Annotated in this window: 9 protein-coding genes and 2 pseudogenes; 5 read left to right on the top strand and 6 right to left on the bottom strand. The window is 62.3% G+C overall.

Translation table 11 applies throughout. The features are described from left to right. Window positions 1-491: pseudogene (locus tag ACOJSI_RS19755) on the bottom strand (class I tRNA ligase family protein); the annotation flags it as partial. Between the two features lie 234 nt (window positions 492-725). Next, window positions 726-2,096, bottom strand: a pseudogene (locus ACOJSI_RS19750) (valine--tRNA ligase); the annotation flags it as partial. A gap of 258 nt (window positions 2,097-2,354) precedes the next feature. Here ACOJSI_RS19750 and ACOJSI_RS19745 point away from each other — a divergent pair. Both ACOJSI_RS19745 and ACOJSI_RS19740 read left to right on the top strand, forming a co-directional pair. Continuing rightward, window positions 2,355-2,894: a hypothetical protein gene (locus ACOJSI_RS19745; protein WP_420140031.1), complete on the top strand. Its 540-nt coding sequence runs from the start codon at window positions 2,355-2,357 to the stop codon at window positions 2,892-2,894. Continuing rightward, window positions 2,872-3,090 carry a hypothetical protein gene (locus ACOJSI_RS19740; RefSeq protein WP_420140030.1) on the top strand — a complete coding sequence of 73 codons (219 nt, stop codon included), beginning with the start codon at window positions 2,872-2,874 and terminating at the stop codon, window positions 3,088-3,090. The genes ACOJSI_RS19745 and ACOJSI_RS19740 overlap by 23 nt, the downstream gene beginning before the upstream one ends. A 167-nt stretch (window positions 3,091-3,257) precedes the next feature. Here ACOJSI_RS19740 and ACOJSI_RS19735 read toward each other — a convergent pair whose 3' ends face one another. Genes ACOJSI_RS19735 through hsdR form a run of 3 tightly spaced genes read right to left on the bottom strand, consistent with a single transcriptional unit; the run spans window position 3,258 to window position 9,490 of the window. Next, window positions 3,258-4,595, bottom strand: coding sequence for a hypothetical protein (locus ACOJSI_RS19735; RefSeq protein ID WP_420140029.1), 1,338 nt, complete (start codon window positions 4,593-4,595; stop codon window positions 3,258-3,260). Next, window positions 4,592-6,073, bottom strand: coding sequence for an N-6 DNA methylase (locus ACOJSI_RS19730; protein ID WP_420140028.1), 1,482 nt, complete (start codon window positions 6,071-6,073; stop codon window positions 4,592-4,594). Before ACOJSI_RS19730 ends, ACOJSI_RS19735 begins: the two co-directional genes overlap by 4 nt. 27 nt (window positions 6,074-6,100) lie before the next feature. Next, window positions 6,101-9,490 carry a type I restriction-modification system endonuclease gene (gene hsdR, locus ACOJSI_RS19725; protein WP_420140027.1) on the bottom strand — a complete coding sequence of 1,130 codons (3,390 nt, stop codon included), beginning with the start codon at window positions 9,488-9,490 and terminating at the stop codon, window positions 6,101-6,103. Window positions 9,491-9,579: 89 nt separating this feature from the next. Here hsdR and ACOJSI_RS19720 point away from each other — a divergent pair, with 89 nt between their 5' ends. The 3 genes from ACOJSI_RS19720 to ACOJSI_RS19710 all read left to right on the top strand — a co-directional run bounded on the left by ACOJSI_RS19720 (window position 9,580) and on the right by ACOJSI_RS19710 (window position 10,786). Next, window positions 9,580-9,840: a hypothetical protein gene (locus tag ACOJSI_RS19720; RefSeq protein ID WP_420140026.1), complete on the top strand. Its 261-nt coding sequence runs from the start codon at window positions 9,580-9,582 to the stop codon at window positions 9,838-9,840. Then, the gene (locus tag ACOJSI_RS19715; protein WP_420140025.1) at window positions 9,840-10,337 is read left to right on the top strand and encodes a hypothetical protein; all 498 of its coding nucleotides are present in this window, start codon (window positions 9,840-9,842) and stop codon (window positions 10,335-10,337) included. The genes ACOJSI_RS19720 and ACOJSI_RS19715 overlap by 1 nt, the downstream gene beginning before the upstream one ends. A 101-nt stretch (window positions 10,338-10,438) precedes the next feature. After that, window positions 10,439-10,786: a GIY-YIG nuclease family protein gene (locus ACOJSI_RS19710; RefSeq protein ID WP_420140024.1), complete on the top strand. Its 348-nt coding sequence runs from the start codon at window positions 10,439-10,441 to the stop codon at window positions 10,784-10,786. A 45-nt stretch (window positions 10,787-10,831) separates the two neighbouring features. On the opposite strand, the gene ACOJSI_RS19705 is transcribed toward ACOJSI_RS19710, so the two are convergent. Continuing rightward, window positions 10,832-11,572 (bottom strand): LysR substrate-binding domain-containing protein (locus ACOJSI_RS19705; RefSeq protein WP_420140023.1); only part of this gene is annotated, 741 nt, incomplete at its 5' end.

Below are 11,572 nucleotides of genomic sequence, written 5' to 3'. Positions count from 1 at the left end.
TGGTAGATGGTGTTGGCGGCTTCGTCGAAGCGGAGGTCGGCGAGGGCGAGATCGAGGGACTGGATGGTCTTGACGGTCTGGGCGATGATCCAGCGGTTGATGGCGAGATCGGCCTTGGGCGGCTCCAGCGTGGTCGATCCGCCGATGCCGTTGGATTGGGCGAAGCGGGCGGCGGTCCACAGCTTAGTGGCGAAGTTGCGATAGCCTTCGACGCGCTTCTCATCGAGCTTGATGTCGCGGCCCTGGCTTTCCATCGCGGCCAGCGTGAAGCGCAGCGCATCGGCGCCGTATTTGTCGATCAGGCCGAGCGGATCGACGGTGTTGCCCTTGGACTTGGACATCTTGGCGCCGTGGGCGTCGCGCACCAGGCCGTGGAGGTAGAGCGTCTTCCACGGCTTTTCGCCCATGAAGTGCAGCCCCTGCATCGCCATGCGCGCATCCCAGAAGAACAGGATGTCGAAGCCGGAGATCAGGACGTCATTGGGGTAGTGGCGGGAGACGAGGGAGTTAGATGGCCCCCCAGTCCGTTCGCCCTGAGCCTGTCGAAGGGCTGTACTGCTTTCTTCCTCGGCCGAGGAAGAGAAGGACGGTGCTTCGACAAGCTCAGCACGAACGGACTTGTTTGGTTCGGCCCCCTCACCCAACCCTCTCCCCGCAGAGGAGAGGGCTTTCGCGTCGTCGCCCGGCCAGCCCAATGTGGCAAAGGGCCACAGGGCGCTGGAGAACCAGGTGTCGAGGACGTCGGTGTCGCGGGTGAGGCGCTTGTTGCCGGCCTGCGCCTGCGCTTCGGCCTCGCTTTCGGCGACATAGACCTGGCCGTCTTCGTCATACCAAGCGGGGATCTGGTGACCCCACCAAAGCTGGCGGCTGACGCACCAGGGCTGGATGTTCTCGAGCCAGTTATACCAGGTCTTCTTCCAGGTTTCGGGGACGACGCGGATGTCGCCGGAGCGGACCGCTTCGAGCGCGGGGCCGGCGAGCGTCTTGGCGTCGACATACCATTGATCGGTCAGCCAGGGTTCGATCACGGTGCCGGAGCGATCGCCATAGGGGGTCTGGATGACGCGATCCTCGACCTTTTCGAGCGCGCCGGCCTCATCGAGCAATTTGACGATGAGGTCGCGCGCCTCGAACCGATCGAGCCCGATCAGATCGGCGGGGATGAGGCCGTCGGCGGTCTGCTGGATGCGGGCGTCGGCATCCAGCATGTTGAGCATCTCGGCCGGCTTGATTCCGGCTCGGACCCCAACTTCGAAATCGTTGAAGTCGTGGCCGGGGGTGATCTTGACCGCGCCGGAGCCGAGCTCCGGATCGGCATGCTCGTCGGCGACGATGGGGATGAGGCGACCGGTGATGGGCAGGCGGATCTGCTGGCCGATGAGCGCGGTGTAGCGTTCGTCGGTGGGGTTCACCGCGACGGCCATGTCGGCGAGCATGGTTTCAGGCCGCGTGGTCGCGACCGAGATGGTGCCAGAGCCATCCGCCAGCGGATAGGTGAGATGCCAGAACTGGCCGTTGCGCTCCTTGGTCTCGACCTCAAGATCGGAGATGGCGGTGCGGAAGTGCGGATCCCAATTGACCAGGCGCTTGTCGCGATAGAGCAGGCCCTGATTGTAGAGCGCGACGAAGACGTGGAGCACGGCCCGCGAGAAGCCCGCATCCATCGTGAAGCGTTCGTTGGCCCAATCGCAGGAGGCGCCGAGGCGGCGAAGCTGGCGGGTGATGGTGCCGCCGCTTTCCGCCTTCCATTCCCACACCTTGTCGATGAAGGCTTCGCGGCCGAGCGAGGCGCGGGTGATGCCTTCGGCGGCGAGGTTGCGCTCCACCACCATCTGCGTGGCGATGCCGGCATGATCGGTGCCGACCACCCAAAGCGCATCCTTGCCCTGCAGGCGGGCGTGGCGGACGAGGATATCCTGCAGCGTGACATCGAGCGCGTGGCCGATGTGGAGCGAGCCGGTGACGTTGGGCGGCGGGATGACGATGGTAAAGGGCTCGGCGGTATCGCGCGCCGGGCGGAACAGGCCGCCGCCCTCCCAATGGCTGTACCAGCGGGATTCAATGGCGGCGGGATCGAAGGTCTTGTCGATGGTCATATCGCGTGGGGCTTTAGAGGGCGTTTGCCGATGATGCGAGAGGGCGATCCGCACGAGGGGAAAAACAGAAAAACACCAGAAACGAACTTGATGATTTCGGGGGCGACGCGGTGCGGCCTAGGCACGGCGAGCTTCGTATCGACATGAGAAAGAGCGCATCATACGCTTATCGCGTAACATTCTTGACTTTCTAAGGGATTTTTGTATGTTATATACGTATATTGGTCAAGCGGGAAAGTGAGAGCGATGGGGGTGAGCATGGATGCAGAGAGCGCGCGGCGGCGGGAGAGTGCGGCGCAGGCGGTGGATCCGTGCGTGACCAGTGCGGTGGTGGTGGCGGCGTTCTGGGAAGATGCGAACGGTGCCGCGATTGACCCGCAGGCAGGCTATGAGGCGGTGCTGGATCAGGTGCAGGCGGTGCGCGATGGCGCGCTGTCCGGCCCGGAGGCGATGCTGGTGGGACAGGCAACCGCGCTGAACGCGATCTTTGCGGAGATGGCGCGGCGCGGCCAGGCGGCGCTGGGCCGGCCGGGCATTGCGGCCGAACGCTATCTGCGGCTGGCGATGCGGGCGCAGGCGCAAAGCCGCGCGACCTTGCGCGCGCTGAGCGACATGGCGAACCGGCCGAGCAAGGAGGTGGAGGCGCCGCGGCAGATCACGCGGATCGAGCGCATCATCGTGCAGCCGCGCGGCCACGATGCGGCGTACGATATGCCGTTGGGCGAGGTGGGATCGATGGACGAATGGGCGGCACGCAATGCGGAGCGGGAGAGCTATGGCCAAGGGTTGGACGCCTGAACGACGCGCGGCCTATGCGCAGATGATGAAGGCGCGCCAGGCATGGGCGCATTCGACAGGGCCGAGAACGGTTGAGGGGAAGAACAGGTCGAGCGGGAATGCGGTGGGGCGTGGGTGCCGGCAGCGGTTGGAGACGGAGCTGGCGGGGGTGGAGGCGGTGATGCGGGCGTGGGAGGTGGAGCGGCGGGCGATTTGAGGGGCGGCCGCAGAAGCGCACCTTCTGCCGCCTAATTATCACTCACTCGCGCCACGGTATTTAAAGCGCGATGAAGTCATGTCCCCCGGCGGCGCCATGCTCAGGAACATCGCTTCGTAACTTCCCTGCGATGACGGCATGCTAGGCGCTACGGCGCGCGGCATGGCTTAGGCGGTCGCGGTGGTGCGGCGGGTACGTTTGGTCGCCAGTTTGGCGGCACGCTGCGCGCGGACTCGGTCCAGCAGTACGCTGGCGGGCTCATCGTTCGGGTCCTGCGGTACTAGCTCCCCGCGAAACGCCTTGGTAAGGATCGCGGATTCGAGCCGGTCCAGCAGCTCGCGAGCGCGGGCAGCCTCGGCTTCGAGGCGGCCGGCGTGAGCGAAAATGGTGTCGAGTCGGGTGACCAGGACACGTTGCTCTGCTTTGCCCGGCAATGGCCAAACTGTTTTGCGGACAAATTTCATGTGCCGACTGTAGCCCTTGGCGGGTATCTGGACAGCTAGCAAGGCGTAGCGGGCAAACTTCACCTCGACCCCTGCCGCCGGCGACAAGACCTTTACGCCGTCTGCGCCTTGAACGAACGGAGGATCGACCAGCTTCACGCAGCGAGTATGGTCGCCAAACACGATTACCGGGCTGGTCGCAGAATGAAGAAGGTCCGTGCGGTCCGTATATCCGCCGACTTGGCGCTTACCTTGGTCGATCACGGGGTAAGAGCCCGCAATCTGATACGCGTTTTCCGGGAGTTTCCGCTTAGAGTCGGTTACGTCGTTGAAGAAATCGCTGAACTGGGCCCATCGCCATTCCCCCGGAAGCGATCGTGCCCTCCACATCCCGCGCTCTTGATCGTCAATCTTCGGTAGTTCGGCCAATTGCCCGCCCCCGTCGCTACGCAAGTCAGCTGTCAGGGCGCCGCTGAATGCTGCGTCGAGCGCTGATCGCCTGAGAGCTTCGGGCAGTGTCGACATCCGGTCCAACTCGCCTCGCGCCCGAGCAAGGCGAGCTGCTAGCATGTCCAGCCTTGCTACGATGCGCAGCTGTTCGGCTGCCGGAGGTAAAGGCAAATCGCCCCGGAAGACGTCATTGTCCGCGATGGCGGGATAGAGTGATCCGTCGGACGCACGAGTCATGGCATCGACAAATTCCTGAGACATGACTCGTTTGAATAGAAAATTCGGATCAATTCCTTCTACCGCTCGCAAGACGCATATACCGGTAGAGGTATACTCCCCGTCCAGCTCTGGCGGCACGATCGCGATGTTTTTGAGATACGGACGCACCGTAGAGAACAGTACGTCGCCGCTTCTAATACGGCGGCGCGCTCGTGATGGCGCATCTGCACCAAGCATATCCTTGGGATAGGCGATGCGCTGCGTACGGTTATCAATCGATCCAATATCGACGTATCGAAATGCGACGTCTGGTCGCTCAGCAGGAGCGCCTGTTTCGATTGGTGCGATGATATCACCGATTGTTGCTTTGGCCCATCCCGCTGGCAAAATCATTCGCGAGTTCCAGCCAGTGCGGCCGCAAGCCTACCCTCGTCCATCTCGTCGATCAGAGCACGCACCTCGACCATAGCGTTAGAAAGATGCAGTTCAATCGCCGCGGCAATCTCCTCCGGCGTTTCCAGCCCATCCTCGGGATCGCCACTGGTGTCCTTGAGCCAACTGATGTCGAGATTGTCGTCCTTGTCCCTGATCTCGGCACGAGTGAAGCAACGGAAGCGGCCCGTTTCCCCCTCATTCGTGCGCACCGACCTGCCGTAGGGGTCGTCGCCAAACGCTGCAGCAAAAGCATCGAGATCGGCTGCCTTGAACGGGTTGGTCTTGCCATAAGACGGAACGTTGGCGCGCGCGTCGTAGACCCACACTGCCTCGGTCGCATCTTGAAGCGGCGCCTCCTCCGCAGCGCGGGTAAAGAACAGTACATTGGTCTTCACGCTCTGGGCATAGAACAACCCGATCGGCAGACGCAGAATCGTGTGGAGATTGCACCAGCTCATCAGCCGCTGGCGTAGCGCCTTGCCCCTGCCCTCTTCGAACAGCACGTTGTCCGGCACGATCACCGCTGCCCGCCCCCCAAGTTTCAGCGAGCGAATGACATGCTCGACAAAAGGCAGCTGGTAAGAGGAGACGCGATCGGTGATCGTCAAATCGCCGCGTGTGGGCGCGCCTCCAGCCGGACCGAACGGCGGATTGGTCAGAATGAGGTCCGCATTCTTGTACTTAGACTGCTCGCCAGCTGGACTGAGTGTGTCGGCCAAGTCAATATGGTTCAGGTCCATTCGGTGCAGATGAAGATTCATCAACAAAAGGCGAAAGGTGTCAGGTACATTCTCGATCGCGCGAAAGGCATCGTTTAGCTGGAACGCCTGCTGCTTCGGCGATAGCTGAAAATAATCGTCGGTGGCAGCACGCATGTACCGGTCGGCGGCGATCAGAAACCCGCCCGTACCTGCCGCCGGGTCCTGGATGACTTCGCCAGGCTGCGGCGCCATCAACTGGACCATCACACTGATCAGTGCGCGCGGCGTGAAATATTGTCCGGCGCCGCGCTTGGTCTCCTCCGCCATCTTCTGGAGCAGACCTTCATAAGCGTCTCCGAAGGCGTCGCGTTCTTCACTAAACCAATGCAGCCCGTCGATCGCATCGATCAGCTTTCGGAGGTTGACCGGCTCGCGGACGATCGTCGCGGCATTTTGGAAGATTGCGACGATCGACCGATCGGGAATCTTGGTGCCGTCGCCCAAATCGATCAGCGCCTGACGATACCTCGTCAGCACCTCCGTCTCGTTTGCCGCCTTGAGTGCGCCCCAGCGATATTGCTCAGGGATGCGGCTTTCGTCCTTCTGCTCGGACGCCATTTTCAGAAACAGCAGGTAGGTAAGCTCAGTGACATATTGTTGATAGGTCACGCCATCTTTGCGCAGCAGTGCGCACAGGCGCCAGAGCTTATTCACCAGATCGGTGGAGGGGTTCATTCAGCTTCTTTCATCATGCAGCCCAGATCATGCGGCTTTCCCGCCGTCCCAGATAGCCGCGTTCAGATCCTTGAGCACGTCCCCTAGCCCCGAATCGAACTCGCGGTCGACCACCGCGAAGCCACCGGCTTGCGCGAACAGGGGATCCGAAAGGATTTCGGGATCACTCACCGGCTGCGCGCGCAAAACGCGGCCAATCCGTGTGAGCCATTGTTTCTGCTTAGCTGTCCAGGGCCGGCTGGCGATGATGCACTGCACGCCATTATCGACCCGCGTCTCGTAGGGGACGAGCGGATCGCCCAATGCCGCTTGGCGGACGAAGCCGATGATGTGAGCAGCGATGTCAGCATTACGCGCACGACCATAAGCGCGGCGCAGTGCCGCCTCCGAAAAGCCCCTACCGTCTAGCAGTATCGCGAGCTCCTTTAGCTCCTTGCGGGTCAATTCGCGCGGACGCTGCGTGGCGGCGATTATTGCGGGTACCGCATTCATGTTGGCGCGGACGAAGGCTTCGAAGCTGTCGATGTAATCAGCGGGGTTTGCCTTCCCACCGAAGTCATCTTCGACGGAGATCAACTCGTCTTCATGCTCTGAGATGAAAATCTCGCCGCGGCCTCGCTGCCCGCCGGCATTATCGAGGATCGCAACGAATGACGGGTGCTGTGCGAACAAAGCGACCATGTCAGACGGCGGCGCCAATTTGAGCTTGTCGGGAAGCTCGCTCAACGTGCCCAATACGGCTTCAAGCGCTTCGCGTTGAATATCGTCAATGTGCGGAATGCGCTGCCGCATTTTCACGACGATCTGATCGCGCACAAAATGCCGATCCTCATCCGTGCCGGCGCGCTGTAAATCCCTGACGAGCGTGGCGAACGTCAGGCCGGGATCTACCACGACGGGCCGCATATCGGTGACGTCCTGGAGGTTCGCGTAGATATCGACCGCATCGAATATTCGAAAATATTCCTTCCCGATCTCGTCGCATCGGCGCGTGGCTCGGCCAATCATTTGGTCATAGAGGATGCGACTATTTACTCGTCGGACGAAAACAAGGTTTGTGATCGCCGGAACGTCGATGCCCGTCGTCAACAGATCCACAGTGACGATGTATTTAGGGCGCGGATCGTTCTTGAAGGCTTTGATACGATCGAGCGGCTTGTCGACCGAACCCGTGATCTTCTCGACCAGATCGTGCGGTTGCAGACCGTATGCGTCGATCAGCGCCGCGCGCAGCTCCTCGACCAGAATGTCGGCATGATCGTCGCGCGCAGCGAACAATAACGTCTTGCCAGGGACATCAGGCGGACACTCCGCGGCTACCGCCTCCGCGACCGCCCGGTTGAAGGCTCGCGTATAGACCTTCTTGTTGAACTGGGCGACCTCGAAGTCGACCTGATCCTCAAGGTTGAACAGATCGATTTGGCCGGTGCGAGGATCAACAATGTTGACCTCTTCACCCTTGTTAAAGGTGATGCCAGTCTGGCTGAGCGCAGTCGTAATCCGGCGCGGCGGGCGATGATCGATGAGGTAGCCGTCGATCACGGCTTGGCGGTAGCCGTATCGGAAGACGGGGTCGCCGAAAATTTCGCGCGTATGGAGCGCTGGAGTCGCCGTAAGCGCGACCTTCGTCGCATCGAAATAATCCAGCACGCGACGGTAGGCGGAGAGGTAGTCGTCGAGATTGCGGAAGCCTAGATCCTCTTCGCGCAGCTCAGCATCCAGCGTGTAGCCGCGATGCGCCTCATCGACGATGATCAGGTCATAGGTGCCTGGCGTGGGCCGCTCCGAATCTGGGTCATCAAAGACCCGCCGGATCATTGCCTGAACCGTAGCAACCTGCACGCGATCGGTCGCTTCAGGAAATTTCCGAGCCATGTCAGCGACCGGGAAGACCTGATCGAACTTGAGGAAGCCGGAAGTATCCGTCGTGCTCATAGCGTCAAGCGTCTGACGCCCGAGCGCATTGCGATCGACCAGGAAGAGGATGCGCCGGAACCGCTTGGCGCGTAGCAATTCATACATCAAAGCGATTGCGAGGCGTGTCTTGCCCGTTCCCGTCGCCATTGCGAGAAGGATGTGACGGTCGCCATGATTGACAGCCGCCTGCACCATTTCGATGGCTTCCTGCTGGTACGGCCGAAGTCCGGTCACACCGATCTCGCGTTCGGCGACGAGCGCCAAATCCTCGCCGACTTCCTGCTCGAGCCGTTCCGTCAGATCGCGCGGCGAAAACCACTCCGACAGTGCACGTGGCGGCATTTTGGTTCGCGTGTCCCAGAACCAAGTGCCTGATTTCGTCGCGAGCTGCTTTACATATGGACGACCGTTGGTGACGAAGAGGAAGGGCACCCGGAAGCGATCATCACCATCGATCCACGGGCCGCCTTCCGGCAATTCATCAGGTGTCAGGGTGATATCGCGCGCATAGCGCTTCGCCTGACCTAAGCGACCGGGGACATCTTTGATCTGACGCTTGGCCTCGATAACACCGACGCAGCGTCCGTCCACGAACAACGCGTAATCCACCGGCCCGCTCTTGGTCGGCCATTCGGCGATCGCCACCGCCTCAGCATATCCGGGTCTGGCACCAGCGGCATATCGCAGCACGGCACTATCAACCTTCCAGCCCGCTGATCGCAACTGCTCGTCGATCAGAATCCGCGTCGTGGGTTCGTCGATCTGAATGTCTTCGGCGCTGTGGGCAGAGACCTGCGCGAGTAGCTCAAGCTGTTGCGCAGGTGTGGCATCCGCTTTGGCTTGAAGTTCCTTGAGTGACTGCTCTGCCAAATGAAGCGCAGCTTCCGTCTCCGCTGCATAGGCCTGCCAAAAGTCGCGCTCTCGGGCTTCTGCTTTCGCCCGGCCTTCCAATTCCCGGCGACGCGCTTCAGCCTGCTGGACCGCTAGTCGAGCCTTTGCCTCCGCATCGTTGCTTGTAGCGACTGTTTTGCGAAGCTCGGCCAATTCTTCACGAAGCGACGCGCTCGCATCCTGGGGCGGAGACGGGGGTAGGAACGGGCCAGCCCTGAACGACGGTGCGCCACCATAACTCTGATGAAACCAGATGCCGATAGCGCGAGCAATTTTCAAGCACGTGAGGGCGTCGCCCGCGGTACCGGTGTCGTCATGCGCGGCGGCGTTACCTGCGCGCTTAAGATGATAAAAAAGATCGGCGATTTCCCGCTGCAGGATTGACCTAGCGCGAAGGTTTCGGAGAATTTCGTCAAACGACGCCCGCGGATCACGGAGCAGCGCCTGACGCGCTGCGACTTCTTTCGCGGTAATTTCGGCAAACTGACGCAACTTGACCAGCGCCGTTGGTGGGTCGTCTGCGAAATAGCGCTCGGCTAGACGCCCGAGCTTCGCAAGCTGCGGACTGTGCGCCGCTAGAAAGCTGAAATTGCCGGTATTCTCCCCCACGAGAAGCAGACTAGCGTCTTCGGGGCGACACTCAAGCGGCGCTGTACATCTGGGTTGTCTGTCCCATGTTACTTTGGTACATATGTACCGTGAACAACGACCATCATGTTGCAGTCGAGCGGGTGCAAACTGGCGTTCGGATCGAGAAGAGCTTGCTGAAGGTGCTGAAGGCCGTGGCCGAGCAGAAGGATATGAGCCTGGGCGATTTGCTGGAGGGGATCGTGCTCCACGCCTTTGCCGGCAAGGCGCCCTTCTCGCCCGAGACGCTGCGCGACATTGCCGCATTCGGCGAATTGTATGGACTGACGCTGACCGCCGAGGACAGCCACAAATTGCGGGAGACGGCGTGATGCCGGTGGTGCCGCCGCCGGCGGTGACCGCGCCGGCCGCCGCTGCGCCGGTGCAGGTGGTGAATCGCTTTTCCTTTCGCCTGCATGCGCCGATGGACAAGGCGGCGCCCTTGTTCGGCGCGCAGGCGGAGCGCGCGTGGGCGGGGGCGGACTGGCAGCCGACCTTCCTCTTCCCGCAGCCGCCCGCGGACGTGGAGGGGGCGGTGTTCACCGTGCCGCACGGCACGCGGACGGCGACGTGGGTGAACACGCGGTTCGACCTGACGAACGGGCGGATGGACTATGTCTATGTCATTCCCGAGGTGATGACGGCGGCGATCGCGGTGGCGCTGCGGCCGGTGGCGGCGGACGAGACGATCGTCGAGGTGACGTATCGGCGGACGGCGCTGGATCCTCAGGCCAATGACGCGGTGGTGGCGATGGGCGCGCGCGACGCAGCCAGCGGGCCGGAGTGGAAGGCACAGATCGAGCGGAGCTGGGCCAAGGGGCAAAGGTAGCCGCGCGACGGGACGTACTCCCTTTTTCGGACAGCTCTCGCAACCGGTCGGTCCGTCATGCTGAACTTGTTTCAGCATCCATCGCCGGGCACATTCGGTGGATGAGGGAGCGGCAACCTTGTGTCTACATCCTGGCGAACAGGCGATACGGCACCCTCTATATCGGCGTGACGTCGGACCTCATGGGGCGGCTGCATCAGCATCGCGCCGGCGCGACGGATGGCTTTACCCGAAAATATGACGTGAAGCGGCTGGTCCGGTTCGAGATGCTGGACGACATGCGTTCGGCGATCGCGCGCGAGAAACAGCTCAAGCGCTGGCACCGCGACTGGAAGATCAACCTGATCGAGCAGGACAATCCCGAGGGGGAGGACCTGGCGGTTGGGCTGGGCTTTTCCCCATTAGTCAGCGCTTGTGGCACGATGGATGCTGAAACAAGTTCAGCATGACGGAGGGGGAGCAGGCTTGCTCCGTAACAGCTTAGTGGCGCCCCCTCACCAGCGCCGTGTCGCGATGAAATCGATGAAGGCGCGGAGCGGCGCGGGGGTGTGGCGGCGGCCGGGATAATAGAGGAAGGGGCCGGAGAAGCTGGGCCACCAGGGTTCGAGCACGGGCTCCAGCGCGCCGCTGTCGAGATGGGGGCGGAGCCAGTCTTCAAACAGGCTGACGATGCCGACGCCGGCGATGGCGGCATCGACCGCAAGATCGGTGGCAGTGCCGACGCGGACGATGAGCGGCCCGGTGGGCTCGACGCGCACGATTTCGTCGCCGCGTTCATACTCCCACGCCGTCATGGCGCCGCTGCTGAAGCGGCCGCGCAGGCAGGCATGATCGAGCAGGTCGCGCGGGTGGGCCGGGCGGCCGCGGCGATCGAGATAGGCGGGCGCGGCGGCGGTGGCGTAACGCTGTGTGCGCGGGCCGATGGGGATGGCGATCATGTCCTGTTCCAGCCGCTCGTCATAGCGGATGCCGGCATCGCAGCCCGCTGCGAGGATATCGACGAAGCCGTCCTCCGCGATGATATCGACCAGGATATCCGGAAAAGCGGCGTGGAAATCCGGCAGGAGCCGGGGCAGGACGAGGCGCGCGACGCCGACCGGCACGGGGAGGCGGCGCGTGCCGGCGGGAGACTCGCGGAAGGTGTTGACCACCTCCAGCGCGGCCGCGACCTCCCCCAGCGCGGGGCCGAGCCGTTCGAGCAGGCGCGCGCCGGCCTCCGTCGGGGCGACGCTGCG

The sequence above is a fragment of the Sphingomonas sp. genome (genome assembly GCF_048595155.1).
Classification (GTDB): Bacteria; Pseudomonadota; Alphaproteobacteria; order Sphingomonadales; family Sphingomonadaceae; genus Sphingomonas_I.
Note: the sequence above shows the minus strand (reverse complement) of the source record. Positions and strands in the feature narration are given on the sequence as shown.

Coding starts and splice junctions, on each gene's coding strand:
- ACOJSI_RS19745 (WP_420140031.1), top strand. CDS start 2,355: ATGGATGCAGAGAGCGCGCGGCGGCGGGAGAGTGCGGCGCAGGCGGTG.
- ACOJSI_RS19740 (WP_420140030.1), top strand. CDS start 2,872: ATGGCCAAGGGTTGGACGCCTGAACGACGCGCGGCCTATGCGCAGATG.
- ACOJSI_RS19735 (WP_420140029.1), bottom strand. CDS start 4,595: ATGATTTTGCCAGCGGGATGGGCCAAAGCAACAATCGGTGATATCATC.
- ACOJSI_RS19730 (WP_420140028.1), bottom strand. CDS start 6,073: ATGAACCCCTCCACCGATCTGGTGAATAAGCTCTGGCGCCTGTGCGCA.
- ACOJSI_RS19715 (WP_420140025.1), top strand. CDS start 9,840: ATGCCGGTGGTGCCGCCGCCGGCGGTGACCGCGCCGGCCGCCGCTGCG.
- ACOJSI_RS19710 (WP_420140024.1), top strand. CDS start 10,439: ATGAGGGAGCGGCAACCTTGTGTCTACATCCTGGCGAACAGGCGATAC.